Genomic DNA, 16,835 nt, shown 5'->3' with positions numbered 1-16,835 from the left:
GGCTGCTGCCCGCTTTTATATCCTCTCTTAAAAAGTTTTCTAGCCCCCTTTGGATATGATCTCTTAAATTAGGGTTTTGTGCCTCTTTGTAGTAGCTATTGAGCAGTTTGCGCGCGTTTTCAAGTTGGGTAAAGCTAACCCCCTCTTTGTTGTAAACATTGCTTTCAATGAATTTTAAAAAGGGTTTAGCCTCTGCTAAAAGCCCTTGTTCTTTAAGTTGGGCTTTAAACTCATTGTAACTGATGTCCCCTGTATAAGGAGTGTTAGGGTCTAGCTTGATTTTGCGATCTGCTAGGGCAGGTTTGATCACACGCTCCATAGCATCCTGATAACTCTCCTGCGTGCCCTTTTCTAAATCATCAAACACCCCTTTGATGTCTGCAGGGTTTAAATGCAAGCCCTCTAATTCTTTTTGCAAATTAGCCGTAGTTTGTTTAAGCAGACTTTTAAGCGTGTTTTGTGCCTTTACGCTAGAATTGGCCGCCTCGCTCATAAACGCGCTTAAAACCCCGCTTTCATCGGCGCGAATTTGCTCAATAAAGGCACTTTGACGCTCTGCGTGTTTGGGCAAGATGTATCCCACCATGGAAAAACTCTTGATTCGTTCTTTGAATATTTTTTAGAGGGATGCAAGATGAATGCACAGAATGCTTGGCAGTGAAACTTTTTATTGAAGTACCAAAACACCGGTTTTTGAGGTTTTTGTTAAAGTGTTATTTGTGAAGCACCAGTTGACATACGCCAAAAAATCATCAAGACTCGCAGTGGCAAAATTAGATCAAAAACCCCCCTAAAATTGCTCAGAATTGGAATCTTACAAAAGGGAAAGAAAAGCTATCCCTGTGCTTGGGCGTGTGCGATCAAAGGCTCGATGACTGGATCTAAATTGCCTGAGAGCATGATCTCCTCTAGGCTATAAAGGGTTAAGTTAATGCGGTGATCGCTCAAGCGGTTTTGTGGGTAGTTATAAGTGCGGATGCGTTCACTACGATCCCCACTGCCTACCTGCATTTTACGGCTTTCAGAATTGGCCTGCTGTTGCTCTTCGATCTGCTTCTCATACAAGCGGGCTTTGAGGATTTTTAAAGCCTTGTCGCGATTTTTATGTTGAGATTTTTCATCCTGCATGGACACGCTAATGCCTGTGGGAATATGAGTGATGCGCACCGCCGAGTCTGTGGTGTTCACACATTGCCCCCCATGCCCGCCTGCTCTAAACACCTCTATGCGTAAATCATTGGGGTTGATATTCACTTCCACATCATCCACCTCAGGCATAATCGCTACGGTTACAGCAGAAGTGTGGATACGCCCCTGTGACTCGGTTTCAGGCACGCGTTGCACGCGGTGTGTGCCTGCCTCAAACTTCAGACGCGAATACACCCCCTGCCCCTTGATTAAGGCGATCATCTCCTTATAACCCCCTACGCTATTCTCGCTGGAGCTGACAATCTCTACTTTCCATTTTTTCAAATCTGCATAACGGCAGTAAGCTTTAAACAAGTCGCCCACAAAAATACCCGCTTCATCTCCTCCAGTGCCCGCACGCAATTCTAAGTAAATATTCTTGTTGTCGTTAGGGTCTTTGGGGATGAGCAAAATTTTGATGCGCTCCTCTAGGCTTAACTTTTCTTCCTCTAGGACCTTAAGCTCTTCTTTAGCCAGCTCGCCTAGTTCTTTATCTTCCAATAAAGACTTATTTTCTTGGATGCCCTCTAAAGTCTGCAAATAGACCTTAGCCACTTGGGCTAATTCCTCTAGGCTAGCTTGCTCTTTGCTAAGCTCTGTGAGTTGCTTAATATCGCCTAAAACTTCGGGTTGTGTGAGAGAGTGCGCGATTGCATCGTAGCGTTGAACAATCGCTTGGAGTTTTTCAGATAGCACGGCTTAAGCGTTGGCAAGGGCGATCTTTTTCACGCTCGCATTTAAACGAGACACTTTCCTAGACGCGGTGTTTTTCTTTAAAACCCCCTTGCTTACGAATTTATGCAATTCCTTATTAGCCACTTTCAAAGCATCTTGGGCTTTGGGCACATCATTATGCGCTACAGCTTCGCGCACAGCCTTTACAATATTTTTAAGGCGTGTTTTGTAGAAACGATTGCGTTCTGTGCGTTTGAGGGTTTGGCGAATGCGCTTTTCTGCGGACTTATGGTTAGCCACTACTTAATCCTTTTATCAAAAATAACATGGCAAAATTTTAGCTTAAACAGCATTAAAGACTGATTAAAATTAGGGTAGATGATGGTTTTTGGCACAGATGGAGTAAGGGGCAGAGCGGGAGTGGAGATCACCCCCATGTTTGTGATGCAGCTGGGCATTGCAGCAGGGCTTTATTTTAAAGAGCAGGGCGCAAGCCGTAAAATTTTAGTGGGTAAGGACACGCGCAAGAGTGGTTATATGATTGAAAACGCCCTAGTGAGCGCGCTCACTTCTGTGGGTTATAATGTGATGCAAATAGGTCCTATGCCTACCCCAGCCATCGCCTTTTTAACTGAAAATATGCGCTGTGATGCGGGAGTGATGATTAGTGCTAGTCATAATCCCTTTGAAGACAATGGAATCAAGTTTTTTGATCGCTTTGGTTACAAGTTGCAACAACAGAGCGAAGCGGAGATTGAAAAAATTTTTGCTGATTCCAAGCGGCTAGAGAGTAGCTATCAAAGTGGGGTGGCTATTGGGAGCTCTAAGCGCATTGATGATGTGATAGGACGCTACATTGTGCATTTGAAAAACTCTTTCCCTAGACATTTGAGTTTACAGGGTATGCGCGTGGTGATCGATGTGGCTAATGGAGCAGGCTATAAAGTCGCTCCCATTGTCTTTAGTGAGTTGGGTGCAGATGTGATTGTGATCAATGATGAACCTAATGGGAGCAATATTAACGCCCAATGTGGAGCCCTTTACCCTCTAGGTCTCAGCCAAGAGGTGAAGCGCTATAGAGCAGATTTAGGAATCGCCTTAGATGGAGATGCTGACCGGTTAGTCGTGGTGGATGAATTGGGGCAAGTGGTGCATGGCGATAAACTCATTGGAGTTTTAGCTATGTATCAAAAACAACGCGCTAAATTGGCCAATAATAAAGTTGTAGCAACCACTATGAGCAACTTAGCTTTGCAAGAATATTTGAGTGGTCAGGGGGTTTCTTTGGTGCGTTGTGAGGTGGGGGATAAATTTGTGAGCGCACGCATGCAAGAGCAAGAGGCTAATTTTGGAGGTGAGCAAAGCGGGCATATCATTTTTGGGGATTATTCTAAAACGGGTGATGGAATTATGAGTGCTTTACAGGTGGCTGCGTGCGTGATTGAAAGCCACAAGCGTAGCTCACAGGTGTTAAGCCCTTTTGAATTGTACCCTCAAGTTCTAGAAAATGTCCGCATTAAAACTAAGAAGCCTTTAGAAAAGCTCCCTCACTTTAAAGAAATGCTTAAAAATTTAGAACAAGAAAATATCCGTCATCTGATCCGCTATTCAGGCACAGAGAATATTTTGCGTATCTTACTGGAAGGGCAAGATCGCTCCCTACTAGAAAAACGCGCCCAGGAATTACAGACTTTTTTTAAAGATCATTTAACTTGAAATCTGCCTTGATTTTTTGGCTCGCCTTTGTATTGGCTATTTTTGCCGATCAAGCCGTAAAGCAGCTGATCTTACAGGGCTTGCGCTATGAGGGTCCGGTAATTTCTATTGTATTGGCTTATAACGATGGTGTGGCCTTCTCCATGTTGCATTTTTTGGGAACATGGCTTAAATATTTGCAAATAGTGTTGTTGGTAAGTGTTGGGGTGTTTTTGTGGCGGCAAAAGGAGTTTTTTACCCAACATGCCCTATCTTTTGGTTTGGTGCTAGGAGGGGGAAGCTCTAATGTGATCGATCGCTTTGTGCACGGGCATGTGATTGACTATGTTTATTGGCACTATAAGTTTGATTTTGCGATCTTTAATCTGGCTGATGTGCTCATTGATGTGGGGGTGGGGTTACTTATTTTAAAGAGCTTTAAGGCAAAAAACAAGCAAGGGCAAGTATAATATGGGTTTTGGCAGGTCGCGTAGCTCAGTTGGTAGAGCACTACCTTGACATGGTAGTGGTCGCTGGTTCAAGTCCAGTCGTGGCCACCATCGTCTAAACCTCTTTTAATCTAAATCTCTTAAAAAGTGCAAATAGAAGTCCGCATTTCTAATGTAATTGTTTAAAAATATCAGGGTATATGTTTATTAGCATTCCGATTTGGTGGTTTTTATCAAAACTACTAAATTTAAGAGCTACACAAAAAAAGACTAGAAAATACGGAATACAACTTGGACTATCCATATTATCTTTTTAAACATGAGGCTCATACCGTATTTTTGCCCTTCTTTTGTATTCACAATCCAGCTCGCCACTTTGCAATGCGTCATTAAGAATCTGTAGATTTATTTTTTGCCCTTTTTTACAGTGTTTGCTAAGATGAGGACTAACCTCCAAAAGACGGTCTGTAAAATAGGAATCCTCAAGGTAAAATATCTTGCGTGCTCTAATAGGAGGGCATTTATTGGTCAGAAAAATAAAATCATCCTCTTTTTCCATGTCTTCAGAACTCTCAATAATTTTTTTGGTCGCTAATGCACCTAACTCTTGACTAAGCCTATCAATACCATTCTTAAATTTGTTGCTGGGCTGGTAGTAAAGATTGTTAACACAGTTATATCTAAGACTTTTAGCTCCATTTTCACCATAACCCAAGGGAGGATTTTTTTCAAGTTGCACATCATCTGAGCAAGCCATCACCATCTGCATGCCATAGCCTGCCATAGTTGGGTAACCTATACCGCCCACTGCACCCTCAAAAATCTGCAAATAGCCTAGCGTCTCAAACGCGTCCATAATCATGCAACAGACTCGATTTGAGCTTGGATTGTATGCCAGCTCACGCATATTGCACATGATAAGGTCTGTAAAAAAGAGTCGCGCAATAAGATTTGTTTCACTTTGACTATTCGAATCGAGGGTAAAAAAGATATCAATTTTCTTTTTGCGCAAATCTCTGAAGTCTATGTCATTGCCATGTGTAAAATTTTGCAAGCATGGATTTTCAAATATCTTAAAAACTTCCACGTAGCTATTCTGAATGGCTGAGAAGTTAGAGACATTGCATTTGCCCTGAAAAATAATTTGCCAATTCTTGCTAGTCTTAGTCAAGACATTTTCCTTGTGTAGAATGTTTATAAACGAAAAGAGATCAGTGCATTTATCAGGAATTTTAAAACGATCAATGAGCGATCCTATAAGATGGCAAGTTGGTCGATCTGAGATGTCTAACCTATACTTCTTGCAAAATTCTTTTCCATTTTCACTGTGGTATAAATCCCTGTAGATATGAAGTAGCAGGCAAAAAAGACTACGGACCTCTTCAAGAAACGGGTTTTGCGCCTCAGTAAAGAAAAGTTCAGACAGTCTTTTAATTTGTGTATCAAAGTTACTTTCTTTATTTTCGAAATCTACATAGTAAAATGGGTTATAGCGATGCGTATATTCGCTGAAAGGTTCAAATATCAAGATATCGTGCCCCATAACTTCTTCTCTATAGCGAGCGCTGATTTCTCTATAAGCACCCTTGGGGTCATTGACAACTAGGTTATTTTGATAGTTAAGGCAATTGGGAATAATGAAATTCTCCTTTCTGATTGTTTCTGTAGTCATGGCAAGTGAAACAAATTGATCTCCTCCATAAACAAGAAAATCTCCCTTCCATGTGCCTATAATAAGCTCTCTATTCCATCGATATTGATATTTTTCCTTGTTATTGATCAGGAACCCCGCTTTTAGTATTTCTCCTTTTGTGGCAAAGTATTCATGGATGAAGGGATCTAATTTAAACCTCTCCATATACCTACAAATATTCTCATACTTTCCTATCTCTACCTTGATGGGATACCTAAAATTTTGAATATGCCTCCGCAAACTATCACCACATAATTCATGATCTAAGACACCATTCATAACATACTTGCAACATATGTCGATCGCCATTAAAAAACTGTCTTGCATGTTTTCTTTGTGTATGTTTGAAAGACATTTGCATTCAGTATCCATGTATTTTTGGTAGGCCTCTACAAAGAATTTCTCAATCTCAAGGGTCGTGCTTTTTTTAAAGTATTCTCTAGCATAGTAGACACTTGCGATCGTAAAAATGCCAGCAAGAATACCTATTAGTGTAGTAATAAAACCCATAGTTACCAACCTTTTATTTTGAGGTTACACCTTTTTTTTAGAATCTCCCATGATTTAATCTCTTGTTTTATCCCATTCCAATGCAATCAAAAGAAGTCCAACAAGCCTGCAATCTTAACACTTTGGCGTGTATTTTTCATAATTTTGCAAAATATTTGCAAAATAAAGGTTATTTTTTACTCTAACCAAGAGTCTTTCCTGATCTTTTTGCGCAAAATTAGTTACACTCTTTGTTAAAAAAGGGGTACGATGATCGAGATTCCAGTTGTGATGGCTTTTGATAAAAATTATTGCATGCCTGCAGGCGTAGCTATGCATTCCATGCTCACCCATGCCGGACGCGCTCACAATGGAACGACTTTACACTATCACATCCATCTGCTTGTGCAAGGTCTAGATTCCACAGATAAGGATAGGCTCCGGCAAACTATCGCGCCTTTCCAAACCTTCACGACTTTAGAGTTTCATGAATTGCCACAGAACAGAACAGAACAGAACAGAACAGAACAGAACAGAACAGAACAGAACAGAACAGAACAGAACAGAACAGAACAGAACAGCGCGTACCATGAAAAATTAAACCTTCTATCCAAATCGCTCAACCGCCACACCCGTAAACGATTTTCTACTCTCATTCTTTGTCGCCTAGTTTTGTCCTCCTTGTTTCCTCAATATGACAAAATCTTAATGTGTGATGTGGATGTTCTCTTTGTAGGGGATATTGCGCCCGCATATTTTATGTTAGAGGATCAAAATTCCTATTATTTCGCTGCAGCCAAAGAAGTTAACTGGTATAAAAACGCTAAAGATTTACAACGCACGCGTGAGATGGACGCACTTATCGTGGATTCAGACCAAGGGGTTCTAAATCCCCAAGAGTGGCAAATTATCCATGACAATTATTTTAATGTAGGTTTTATGGTGATCGATTTGAGAACATGGAGGCGTGATCGCATTGAAGAAAAGTGCATCGAGCTCTTTATGGAAAAAGGGCATGGTTTGCTCTGCCCAGAGCAAGATACTCTAATTTTAACTTGCTACCAACGAGTGCTCCAACTTCCCTATGCCTATAATGTCCATTTGAGCGATTTCAATAATCCCAAAGGCCTCATTCACCAACATGTCAAAAACGCACAAGAGGTTATCATGTGGCATTTTTATGGTCCTGACAAGCCGTGGCTACCTGAGAACCTAGCTGGTGCGCAGGTCTGGCTTTACACCCTTTTGCAAACCCCTTTTAGATTTGATTATTTTGATCGGTATTACCGCTATCTAAAAGTGGGGTCTGATACCAATGAGGATAGTTACCCCCTAGAAAGCTTGATCACAAAACGCTTTTTAATGGGCTACATTGCTCATAAACTTAAGAAAAAAAGCAAGAAAATCTTCAAATATTGCCTTTGGCGTTGCAAGCAAGTGTTTGCCAAAAAAAAGCAAAATCACCTAGCCAATTGATTTAATTTTCCTACCCACTGCCTCACTTTCAAGTAAAGATTAGATTGATATTTATCGTGCTGTAGCTTTGGCCACTTTTTCACGAATCACATGCACTACCACCTCGCCGGGGTATTGCAAGGTGGTTTCAATCTCTTTGGCGATGTCTCTAGCCAATAGGGCGATTTTAGAATCATTAACGCGCTCAGGGCAGACAATTACGCGCACTTCACGCCCTGCATCCATCGCAAAAACCTTTTTAACCCCTTTTCTCTTAGTCGCGATGCGCTCTAGCTCGTGCATGCGCACTAAAAAGTTTTCGGCATCTTTGCGCCGTGCTCCGGGTCTAGTGGCTGAAAGCGCGTCAGCAGCACACACAGCCGCACATTCAATACTCTTAATTTCCTCTCGATCATGGTGAGCGTAAATGGCATTAATCACAACAGGGTGTTCATGATGGCGTGTGCACACTTCTGCGCCCAATTCCACATGGTCTCCCCCACATTCATAAGTGAGCGCTTTGCCAATGTCATGGAGAATCCCTGCACGGCGCGCCAGTTTGGAATCCCCCCCTAATTGCGCGGCGATGTCCCCGGCCAAAGTGGCTACCTCTATGGAGTGCATTAGGGCGTTTTGTCCGTAACTGGTGCGGTAGCGCATTTTACCAATGAGTCGTTTGAGTTCCTCGTGCATGGAATCTAATTTGAGCTCTAATAAAACCTCTTGGGCATCTTGTAAAATCGCCTCTTCCATGTTGGCTTCCACGCGTTGGTACATCATTTCGATGCGTGCAGGCTGAATACGCCCATCTTGAATCAACTCCTCTAGTGTGCGTCTTGCGATCTCGCGCCGATAGAGATTAAAACAGCTTAAAATAATGTTCTTGCTCTCCTCATCAATCATCACTTCCACACCACAGACGCGTTTAAAACTATCGATATTTTTCCCCTCTTTACCAATAATACGCCCGATAAATTCGCTATCAGGAAGGCTCACTGCGCTGGTGAGATTTTCCATTGCAAAGTTGCTTGCAAAGCGCGCTGTAGCATCGGCGATGACAAAATTAGCCTTTTTGCGCGCTTCCTTTTTAGCCTCCTTTTCATAACGGCGCACTAAGGCTGCCTTTTGTAATAAAAGCTCTTCTTCAAGTTGGTGTAAGAGCAATGCCTTAGCTTCCTCTTGTGTGTAACCTGAGATTTGCTCTAAAGTGGTGCACATTTGAATTTTGAGAGCTTCGCACTCAAGACGAATCTGATCGTGCGCGTTTTTTTGGTTTTCTAAATCTTGTTGATCTTTTTCTAAGGTCAGACGGGCTTGCTCTAAGCGCGCTTGTTCTGTGTGTAGATAGTGTCTGTGGTGTTTTTCTTGGGATTTTAGATTTTCTAGGCGATCTTGGTATTCTTGAGTCTGGGCGTGGATTCTTTGATCAAAATCGTGTTGGAGGCGTTCTAGCAGTGTTTGGGATTCCACCTCCTTAGTTTGGTAGAGCACTTGGGCTTGATAAAGCAACATATCAGCTTTGATCTTGGCCTGTTTCAAATGATTTTGACTTGAGGCGTACAAGAATTTACGGCTAAGATAAATGCTTAAAATTGCTGTCAAAAGACAGGGGAGTAAGGTAGTTGTGAAAATACTTGGCATTGATAAACCTTTTATAAGTGTTAGGAATGCGCCCATCTATACAGCGCGCGCTTACTATATCATGGTTAGCACCTAGTAAACTTTTGGTGCGTAAAATTTTGCGAGCAATAAAGATCAACTTTACAGACTTTTTGTGTGCGAAGAAGGTGTCATAATACCCCTTACCAAAACCTATGCGCCGTCCTGCGCCATCCACACCCAATACAGGCACAATAGCTAAATCAAATTTGGCGGCTACTAAAGAAGGCGAGGGTTCATAGATTTTGTAGCATCTTTTGCTCAAGGGGAGGCGGTAGGGCGTGGGTTTTAAAAGATTGTGGTGCAATATGGGTACAAAAACCTTAATTTTATGACGGCGCGCCCAGATAATTAGAGGTCGTATATCTGGCTCATGAGGAAGGGGACAAAAGAGCAAAACAGCGCGCGTGCCCTGAAGCATTTTTTTGAGATGCGCAGTGATTTTGTGATCGCGGATGTCCCAACCACGATTTTTATTCAAAATTCTTTTACAGAGGGCACGGAATTGGATTTTAGTCATAGCAAATACTAGCATATCAATTAAGCATGTATGCTATATAATAGAGGCTTTTAAGGAGCGATGGATGCAAGAGCCCATGAGCAAGTATGGATATGAAAAAATTTGTGCTGAATTAAAACGCCTCAAAGAAGTGGAGAGGCCTTGTGTGATTCAAGAAATCGATCGCGCGCGCGAGCACGGGGATTTAAAAGAGAATGCCGAATACCACGCGGCTAAGGACAAACAAGCTTTCATTGATGCGCGCATTAGCGAATTGAGTCGGACTTTAGCCAACGCGCAAGTGATTGATCCAGCAACTCTGAGCCATCAAAAGGTGAGTTTTGGTAGCACGGTGAAGATTCTCAATTTAGACAATGAAAAAGAATTTTGTTACACCATTGTGGGCAACATGGAGAGCGATCCTAGTCGCGGACTTATCTCCTTTGGATCGCCTATTGCCAAAAGTTTGATGGGCAAACAAAAGGGAGATGAGGTGATCGTTGTGTTGCCTTCAGGGGAAAATGAGTTTGAGATTTTAGATATTTTCTATCAAGATATTGATTATGCTAAAAGTTAAACTACAAAAACTCCACCCCAATGCTTGTATCCCAGCTTATCAGAGTGTGGGAGCTAGCGGGTTTGATTTGTGTGCCCTAGAAGCCTTAGAGATCGCCCCTAAAAGTGTGGCTTTAGTGCGCACAGGTCTAGCCATCGAACTAGAAAAGGGTTATGAAATACAGGTACGATCTCGATCGGGACTAGCTTTAAAACAACAAATTGTGGTGCTTAACTCTCCGGGCACCATTGATAGCGATTATCGCGGAGAGTTGCAAGTGATCTTGATGAATTTAGGACATGCGCCCTTTGGCATTCAAGCAGGGGATCGAATCGCTCAAGGGGTGTTGTGTCGCGTGTTTCAAGCCGAGTTTATACCGGTTACAGAATTGAGAGCGACACAAAGAGGTGAATCAGGTTTTGGGAGCAGTGGGATTTAATGGAAATTAAAGAGAATTTAAAGCAGGTTAAAGAGGAATTTAAAGGCGATGAAAAGCTTTTAGAGAGCACTTTTAGAATTGAGAAATTCTACAAAAAATATAAGGTTTTTCTATGGTTGGCTGTGATTGGAGTAGGGCTGTGGTGGGGTTATACGCGCTTTTTAGAATATAAAGAGAATCAATCTCGCGCTCAAATCACCCGCCTTTATAATGAAGTTCTAGCCAATCCTGATAACCTTGCCCTCCGCGATGAACTCAAACAAAAGGCTCTCCCACTCTACCACCTCTACACCTACGCCCAAGCTCTCAAAGCGCACAATTTAGTTGTTCTTAAAGAATTAGCGCAGAGTAAGGATTCTCTAGTTGCCCCTCTAGCGCGCTACTATGTGGCTTCTTATAGCAAAGACTTAAAAGCATTAACAGAGGTAAGATTAGAGGGGATGCAAGCTTGGATCGCCTTGCAACGCGCCTACTTGACTTTGCAAACTAACCCCAATAGCAATCTGAGTAGCATTTTAGCCCCTATCACTCCCGATTCTAGCCTCTATCAAATCGCTAGTGTTTTGCGCCATTACAACCCTCCCCTTGCTAAAGAGAAGAAGTGATTAGACTTTTTTATATTACCATTGCGCTATTATGCTTAGGTTGTGGAGCTCGTAAGAATTTTGAGCCCCCTGCCTCTAAAATCAAGGGTGAATTTCGCTTCCACCACCAACTCAAAGACCCCATCACTTTTACCAACCGCTACGGGGCAATTTTGAAAAATGGGGGCGTGGTTGATGTGGAGGGAATCACGCCTCTCAAACTCACTAAAAAGCTCTATAAGGAAAGCTCTTTTCTCAATCAAAGTCAAGACTATTACATTTTGGCTGAGGATTGTTGGCGTAGCCACAAGCAAAATGGTCCAAAACCCAAAAAAGTCAAAAATCTCAAACTTACAGATAAACAGGCTCAAAAAGAAATGGTTGAAAATATTGAATCCATTGATGAGCAGGTTGTTCTTTACGATCGTTGCCACCATTTAGAGTTGGTGAGCACAACCCCTAGCGCGCACCCCTCCATTTTGATTCCCATAGACACCTACCCCTTAAGCGCGAGTGTGCAGGGCAAACGCTTGGCTGTGGTGATGGCAGACAATTCGGCTAATATTTATGACATCCCTAGTCGCAAACTAATTTTTAGCGAAAAAGGTTCATCAACCACCGCTATCGACTCTTTGGTGGCTGCCCCCGTCTTTTTAGATAGTGTGGTCGTCTTTCCTATGCTAGATGGGCGTTTATTAGTCGTGGATGTGAGCACAGACACCCCCAGAGTGGTGCGCAATATCGTCATTAATAGTGAAAAGTTCTTTAATAATGTAATCTATTTAAAAATAGATGGGGAAAATATGTTTGCTGCAACCACAAAACGACTTGTTTCTGTGGTTGCAGGTCAAGAGTTTAGCTACGATGCAGATATTGTGGACGCGCTTTATAAAGATCATCATATTTATATACTCACCCTAGATGGGCGCATTTTGCAGATGGATCGTACCCTCAATGAGCAAAGCATGGGCGTGGTGAAACTCCCCTTTGCCATGCTTACAAGCTTAGTCGTTACAGATAAAAAGCTCTACACACTAGAAAAACGGGGCTACCTTGTGGAGGTAGATTTGACACATTTTGACGATTATAAAGTCTATACCATTAAAAATGTTTCTAAAACCTTTTTTGGAGGGCGGCTCGATAAAATGAATTTTTATAGCAAAGATAAGATTTATTACGATCGTTTTTATGTAGACTTCAGTCAAGATGCCCCATGACTTTGTGTGACATTGGCAACACACACTTGCATTTCTGCAAAGACTCTAAGCTCCGCGCCTGCACACCCCAAAACCTACCCCCAAAATTAGAGGGCGAGGTATTTTTTATTAGCGTGAACGCGCAACACACCCAAGCCCTTTTAAATATCTGCCCTCAAGCTCAAGACATCGCGCCTTTGATCCACCTGTCCACTTCTTATCAAGGGCTAGGGGTGGATCGCAAAGCCGCATGCTTAGGTTTGGGCTCAAAAAATGGCGTGGTGGTGGATGCAGGCAGTGCCATTAGCCTTGATATTATGGAAAATAGCCAGCATTTAGGCGGGGTTCTTTTGCCCGGTCTTAGTGCCTACCAGAGAGCCTATAAAAGCATCGCACCTATTTTAGATCAACCTCTTGATAGAGATATTGATTTGGAACAATTACCCCAAAGCACCACTCAGGCGATGAGTTTTGGGACTCTGCAAAGTGTTTTATTATTATTAAAAAAAGTTATTGGCGACAAACAAGCCTATTTCACTGGGGGCGATGGGGCGTTTTTGGCGCGTTTCTTTCCCAAAAGTGTTTATGATCCTCTGCTTGTTTTTACAGGCATGCAAAGGGCGTTAAAACAATAATGGAACTCTTGGCTCTTTTTTTAAGCGCGTCCGTGATGTCTTTAGGGCATTGTGTGGGCATGTGTGGGGGGGTCGTGCTCGCCTACTCTCAAAGTAAATTTAACCCCCAAACCCCTTTAAAAGTCCAAATATACGCCCATCTTCTCTATAATTTAGGACGCTTGAGCACCTACATGCTTGCTGTTTTGCTACTAGCCCTCTTAGGGCACACCCTCTTAGAAGTGGTAGCGCACTACAGCGCGATCCCGCGCTCTAAACTGCAGGGGGTGGTGATCATGGGCGTGGGCGCGCTAATTTTCTTGCTCGCCTTTGGTTTTCTGCTCAAATGGCATTTAAATTTAGGCGTATTTTCCAAACTTTTTAAAGCCACTTTGGGAAGCTCTAAACTCTCTAGTTTTTACTTACTAGGCGCGCTCAATGGCCTTCTGCCCTGCTCGTTGGTGTATTATTTTTTGCTCAATGCGTTAGCTAGCTCGGATTTAGCCCATGCCCTCATGAGAATGCTAGCACTTTCTTTGGGCACTTTTGCCCCCTTATTTGTGCTAGGTTTGCTCTCAGGGCGTTTTTTGAGCATGTCCGCGCGCGCTATTTTTGCCAAACTCGCCTTTGTGCTCATGCTAGGTTTTGGAAGCTATGATCTCTATAAGGGTTTTTTGATGTTTAGTGGGCATGCCCACTACCACATGGAAATGACACATTGAAACATAAAGCCTTGTTTTTAGATCGCGATGGGGTGGTGAATGTGGATAGGGGATATGTGCACACCTACGCGGATTTTGAGTTTATGCCCGGTATCTTTGAGCTATTGGCTCACGCTAAAAATTGTGGTTATTTATTATTGCTAGTTACCAACCAATCGGGCATTGGACGGGGGTATTATAGCGAGCAGGATTTTGAAACTCTTAGTGCCTACATGCAAGAACAATTACAAAAGGTGCTAGGTTTTGGCTTGGATCGCATTTATCACTGCCCGCATGCCCCTAATGATCATTGTGTTTGCAGAAAACCCCAAATTGGCATGGTTAAAACCGCTTGTCAAGATTTTGAGCTTGATTTGACTCAAAGCGTGATGTTGGGGGATAAAAAAAGTGATATACAGTTTGGACACAATGCAGGCATTGGCACGAATTTATGGCTACAAACATGCCCGCAAACGCCTTTAGAATACGCGCACTCTATTAGCACCCTGCAACAAGTGCTAGATTTTTTAAAACACTCTTGAAAGGATTGATATGCCCTACATCACTTCTAGTTTAGACAACAAAACCATTGTGATCACAGGAGGGGCGGGCTTTATTGGGAGTAATCTCGCGCTTTATTTTCAAAAACACCACCCTAATGCCAATGTGATTGTCCTAGACAAATTTAGAGATCAAACCCCTCCTAGCGACAGCTTGGGGCATTTTAAAAATTTGCTCAATTTTCATGGGGAGATCATCACCGCGGACATCAATCACGACTTGAGCGCGCTAAAAAAAATTAATTTTGACTACCTCTTTCACCAAGCCGCTATCTCAGACACCACACAGCAAAATCAAGAATTAGTGATGCGCACCAACCACCAAGCGTTTATGAAGTTGCTCAAAATCGCCGATAAAAAGGACGCCAGAGTGATTTACGCCTCCTCAGCCGGAGTTTATGGCAACACCCCAGCACCCAATCGCGTAGGGTTTGGCGAAGTGCCTGAAAATGTCTATGGTTTTTCCAAATTGTGCATGGACAAGAGTGCGCAGGCCTTTGCCCAAGAGAGTTACGGGCGCATTATCGGCTTGCGTTATTTTAATGTCTATGGTCCGGGGGAATTTTACAAGCACAAAACCGCTTCGATGATCTTACAGCTAGGCTTGCAGGCCTTGCAAGATCAAGAGGTAAAACTCTTTGAATTTGGGGAGCAAAAACGCGATTTTGTCTACATTGAAGATGTGATTGCGGCAAATGTCAAAGCGATAGAAGCCCCTAGAAGTGGGGTTTACAATGTAGGGAGTGGAGTGGCTCGCAGTTATAATGACATTGTGGCAATTCTCAAACAACATCTAGGCGATTTTAAAACCACCTACATTAAAAACCCCTACCCCTTTTTTCAAAACCACACTTGCGCGGATATTGAGGCGACTTGCAATGATTTAGACTACACGCCCCGCTACAGCCTAGAAGAAGGAATTAAGGAATACATTCCCGTGATTAAAGAGCTAGCGTGCAAAACTGGTTGTTAACACCCCTTAAAACCCCCCGTGTGCTTGTGGTGGGGGATATTATCTTAGATCACTACATTTGGGGAATGAGTGATCGCCTCTCCCCTGAAGCCCCTGTGCAGGTGGTGGAAGTACAAAGGGAGAGCTACAAACTGGGGGGGGCGGGGAATGTGGTGGATAATTTAGTAGCCCTAGGGGCGCAAGTGAGCTTATGTGGCGTGGTGGGTGAAGATGAGAGCAAAACGCGCGTTCTTGAAAATCTACAAAGTTTAGGCGTGGATACACAAGGCGTTTTAAGCGACACCCAACGGCCTACATGCCAAAAAAGCCGGGTGATGATTTCAAGACAACAGGTTTTGCGCGTGGATAGAGAAAAGCGCACCTCTATTTGTGAAAACCTGCGCGCGCGCCTGCTAGAAATAGCCCAAAATCTCTTACAGAATGCCGATATTTTAATTCTGTCTGATTATCAAAAAGGGGTTTTAGACAAAGAGTTTTGCCAAAACTTAATCCACAACGCTAAAGCACAAAATAAACTTGTGTTATGCGACCCCAAAGGAAAAGATTATTCTAAATACGCCCACGCGACCCTCATCACGCCCAATAAAAAAGAAGCCCAAATGGCTACGGGCATTGAGATTACAGACGATGCGAGCTTAAAAGAAGCGTTATTATTTTTTAAAGACCATTTGCATATTTCTATCCCTCTGATCACCTTGAGCGAAGCGGGTATGGCTTTTTTGCAGGGGGATCGCTTGCTCAAAATCCCCACTATTGCCAAAGAGGTTTACGATGTGAGCGGGGCGGGGGACACCGTCATTGCGGCTTTGGCCTTTGGACTGAGTGTGGGTGTGTCTATCTTACAAGCCTGCACCTTTGCCAATGCAGCAGCAGCGGTGGTGGTGGGCAAGGTGGGGAGTGCGCGCGCCTCTTATGCAGAAGTGCTGGACTTTTTGCACTCTTATCACCATCAAGGCCAAAAAATCTTAGACAAGCTCAGTGCTAGCCACCTCTTACACGCCATGCGCTCTAAAAAAATTGTCTTCACTAATGGCTGTTTTGATCTCTTGCACCGCGGGCATGTGCAGTATTTACAAGAGGCTAAAAAATTAGGGGATATTCTCATTGTGGGGCTGAATAGCGATGCTTCGGTGCGCCGCTTAAAGGGGGAGAGTCGCCCTATTTGTGATCAAGACGCGCGCGCGGTGGTGCTGGCTGGCTTAGAATGTGTGGATTTTGTGGTGATCTTTGAGGAGGACACCCCCTATGAGCTCATTAAAGCCCTCAAGCCTCATATTTTAGTCAAGGGGGCAGACTATAAAGACAAAGAAGTCATAGGGCGGGATTTGGTCGATCAAGTGGTCTTGATCGATTTTGTCAAAGGTTATTCCACCACGCAAACCATTGCTAAGATCACCGGTAAAAATTAGC

Annotated in this window: 17 protein-coding genes, 1 tRNA gene and 1 pseudogene; 13 read left to right on the top strand and 6 right to left on the bottom strand. The window is 43.1% G+C overall.

Annotated features, from left to right (window positions below):
* From C6H00_RS08455 to rpsT, 3 genes and pseudogenes are all read right to left on the bottom strand, one after another.
* A pseudogene (locus C6H00_RS08455) lies at nucleotides 1–586 on the bottom strand (DUF3519 domain-containing protein); the annotation flags it as partial.
* 248 nt (nucleotides 587–834) lie between these two features.
* On the bottom strand, nucleotides 835–1,884 hold the full coding sequence (gene prfA, locus C6H00_RS08450; RefSeq protein ID WP_104750539.1) for a peptide chain release factor 1: 1,050 nt from the start codon (nucleotides 1,882–1,884) through the stop codon (nucleotides 835–837).
* 3 nt (nucleotides 1,885–1,887) lie between these two features.
* On the bottom strand, nucleotides 1,888–2,163 hold the full coding sequence (gene rpsT, locus C6H00_RS08445) for a 30S ribosomal protein S20 (RefSeq protein WP_013469132.1): 276 nt from the start codon (nucleotides 2,161–2,163) through the stop codon (nucleotides 1,888–1,890).
* Nucleotides 2,164–2,241: 78 nt separating this feature from the next.
* On the opposite strand from rpsT, the gene glmM reads away from it, so the two are divergent.
* From glmM to C6H00_RS08430, 3 genes are all read left to right on the top strand, one after another.
* Entirely contained in the window at nucleotides 2,242–3,579 is a 1,338-nt protein-coding gene (gene glmM, locus C6H00_RS08440) for a phosphoglucosamine mutase (protein WP_104750538.1), read from the top strand.
* The gene (lspA, locus tag C6H00_RS08435; RefSeq protein WP_104750537.1) at nucleotides 3,576–4,028 is read left to right on the top strand and encodes a signal peptidase II; all 453 of its coding nucleotides are present in this window, start codon (nucleotides 3,576–3,578) and stop codon (nucleotides 4,026–4,028) included. Before glmM ends, lspA begins: the two co-directional genes overlap by 4 nt.
* 14 nt (nucleotides 4,029–4,042) lie before the next feature.
* Nucleotides 4,043–4,118, top strand: a tRNA-Val gene (locus tag C6H00_RS08430).
* Between the two features lie 202 nt (nucleotides 4,119–4,320).
* On the opposite strand, the gene C6H00_RS08425 is transcribed toward C6H00_RS08430, so the two are convergent.
* The gene (locus C6H00_RS08425; RefSeq protein ID WP_104750536.1) at nucleotides 4,321–6,210 is read right to left on the bottom strand and encodes a type IV secretory system conjugative DNA transfer family protein; all 1,890 of its coding nucleotides are present in this window, start codon (nucleotides 6,208–6,210) and stop codon (nucleotides 4,321–4,323) included.
* A gap of 249 nt (nucleotides 6,211–6,459) precedes the next feature.
* On the opposite strand from C6H00_RS08425, the gene C6H00_RS08420 reads away from it, so the two are divergent.
* Nucleotides 6,460–7,665 carry a glycosyltransferase family 8 protein gene (locus tag C6H00_RS08420; RefSeq protein ID WP_104750535.1) on the top strand — a complete coding sequence of 402 codons (1,206 nt, stop codon included), beginning with the start codon at nucleotides 6,460–6,462 and terminating at the stop codon, nucleotides 7,663–7,665.
* A 51-nt stretch (nucleotides 7,666–7,716) separates the two neighbouring features.
* On the opposite strand, the gene rny is transcribed toward C6H00_RS08420, so the two are convergent.
* Nucleotides 7,717–9,285, bottom strand: a complete 1,569-nt coding sequence (rny, locus tag C6H00_RS08415) for a ribonuclease Y (protein WP_104750534.1) — start codon at nucleotides 9,283–9,285, stop codon at nucleotides 7,717–7,719.
* Nucleotides 9,218–9,838, bottom strand: a complete 621-nt coding sequence (locus C6H00_RS08410; protein WP_104750533.1) for a 5-formyltetrahydrofolate cyclo-ligase — start codon at nucleotides 9,836–9,838, stop codon at nucleotides 9,218–9,220. The genes rny and C6H00_RS08410 overlap by 68 nt, the downstream gene beginning before the upstream one ends.
* 49 nt (nucleotides 9,839–9,887) lie before the next feature.
* Here C6H00_RS08410 and greA point away from each other — a divergent pair, with 49 nt between their 5' ends.
* From greA to rfaE1, 9 genes are read left to right on the top strand one after another with little or no spacing between them, the layout of a single operon-like run.
* Nucleotides 9,888–10,379 (top strand): transcription elongation factor GreA, encoded by a 492-nt coding sequence (gene greA / locus C6H00_RS08405; protein WP_104750532.1) that lies wholly within the window; start codon nucleotides 9,888–9,890, stop codon nucleotides 10,377–10,379.
* On the top strand, nucleotides 10,366–10,797 hold the full coding sequence (gene dut / locus C6H00_RS08400; RefSeq protein WP_104750531.1) for a dUTP diphosphatase: 432 nt from the start codon (nucleotides 10,366–10,368) through the stop codon (nucleotides 10,795–10,797). The genes greA and dut overlap by 14 nt, the downstream gene beginning before the upstream one ends.
* Nucleotides 10,797–11,402, top strand: coding sequence for a hypothetical protein (locus tag C6H00_RS08395; protein WP_104750530.1), 606 nt, complete (start codon nucleotides 10,797–10,799; stop codon nucleotides 11,400–11,402). The genes dut and C6H00_RS08395 overlap by 1 nt, the downstream gene beginning before the upstream one ends.
* Entirely contained in the window at nucleotides 11,399–12,598 is a 1,200-nt protein-coding gene (locus C6H00_RS08390) for a hypothetical protein (RefSeq protein ID WP_104750529.1), read from the top strand. Before C6H00_RS08395 ends, C6H00_RS08390 begins: the two co-directional genes overlap by 4 nt.
* Complete coding sequence (locus C6H00_RS08385; RefSeq protein ID WP_104750528.1) at nucleotides 12,595–13,212, top strand: type III pantothenate kinase; 618 nt, start codon at nucleotides 12,595–12,597, stop codon at nucleotides 13,210–13,212. The genes C6H00_RS08390 and C6H00_RS08385 overlap by 4 nt, the downstream gene beginning before the upstream one ends.
* Nucleotides 13,212–13,913 carry a sulfite exporter TauE/SafE family protein gene (locus tag C6H00_RS08380; protein WP_233704507.1) on the top strand — a complete coding sequence of 234 codons (702 nt, stop codon included), beginning with the start codon at nucleotides 13,212–13,214 and terminating at the stop codon, nucleotides 13,911–13,913. The genes C6H00_RS08385 and C6H00_RS08380 overlap by 1 nt, the downstream gene beginning before the upstream one ends.
* The gene (locus tag C6H00_RS08375) at nucleotides 13,910–14,434 is read left to right on the top strand and encodes a D-glycero-alpha-D-manno-heptose-1,7-bisphosphate 7-phosphatase (RefSeq protein WP_104750526.1); all 525 of its coding nucleotides are present in this window, start codon (nucleotides 13,910–13,912) and stop codon (nucleotides 14,432–14,434) included. Before C6H00_RS08380 ends, C6H00_RS08375 begins: the two co-directional genes overlap by 4 nt.
* A 10-nt stretch (nucleotides 14,435–14,444) precedes the next feature.
* A complete protein-coding gene (gene rfaD / locus C6H00_RS08370; RefSeq protein ID WP_104624853.1) occupies nucleotides 14,445–15,425 on the top strand; it encodes an ADP-glyceromanno-heptose 6-epimerase in 981 nt (326 codons plus the stop codon).
* Complete coding sequence (gene rfaE1 / locus C6H00_RS08365; RefSeq protein ID WP_104750525.1) at nucleotides 15,407–16,834, top strand: D-glycero-beta-D-manno-heptose-7-phosphate kinase; 1,428 nt, start codon at nucleotides 15,407–15,409, stop codon at nucleotides 16,832–16,834. The genes rfaD and rfaE1 overlap by 19 nt, the downstream gene beginning before the upstream one ends.
* Nucleotide 16,835 lies beyond the last annotated feature (1 nt).

Source organism: Helicobacter cynogastricus, from assembly GCF_900197855.1.
GTDB classification, from domain to species: domain Bacteria; phylum Campylobacterota; class Campylobacteria; order Campylobacterales; family Helicobacteraceae; genus Helicobacter; species Helicobacter cynogastricus.
The sequence above is the reverse complement of the archived record's forward strand: the minus strand, read 5'-3'. Positions and strand labels throughout refer to the sequence as shown.

Bases quoted from the DNA above. Each gene is read 5' to 3' on its own strand.
- glmM (WP_104750538.1), top strand. From the start codon at position 2,242: ATGATGGTTTTTGGCACAGATGGAGTAAGGGGCAGAGCGGGAGTGGAG.
- C6H00_RS08425 (WP_104750536.1), bottom strand. From the start codon at position 6,210: ATGGGTTTTATTACTACACTAATAGGTATTCTTGCTGGCATTTTTACG.
- C6H00_RS08420 (WP_104750535.1), top strand. From the start codon at position 6,460: ATGATCGAGATTCCAGTTGTGATGGCTTTTGATAAAAATTATTGCATG.
- rny (WP_104750534.1), bottom strand. From the start codon at position 9,285: ATGCCAAGTATTTTCACAACTACCTTACTCCCCTGTCTTTTGACAGCA.
- C6H00_RS08410 (WP_104750533.1), bottom strand. From the start codon at position 9,838: ATGCTAGTATTTGCTATGACTAAAATCCAATTCCGTGCCCTCTGTAAA.
- greA (WP_104750532.1), top strand. From the start codon at position 9,888: ATGCAAGAGCCCATGAGCAAGTATGGATATGAAAAAATTTGTGCTGAA.
- dut (WP_104750531.1), top strand. From the start codon at position 10,366: ATGCTAAAAGTTAAACTACAAAAACTCCACCCCAATGCTTGTATCCCA.
- C6H00_RS08395 (WP_104750530.1), top strand. From the start codon at position 10,797: ATGGAAATTAAAGAGAATTTAAAGCAGGTTAAAGAGGAATTTAAAGGC.
- C6H00_RS08385 (WP_104750528.1), top strand. From the start codon at position 12,595: ATGACTTTGTGTGACATTGGCAACACACACTTGCATTTCTGCAAAGAC.
- C6H00_RS08380 (WP_233704507.1), top strand. From the start codon at position 13,212: ATGGAACTCTTGGCTCTTTTTTTAAGCGCGTCCGTGATGTCTTTAGGG.
- rfaD (WP_104624853.1), top strand. From the start codon at position 14,445: ATGCCCTACATCACTTCTAGTTTAGACAACAAAACCATTGTGATCACA.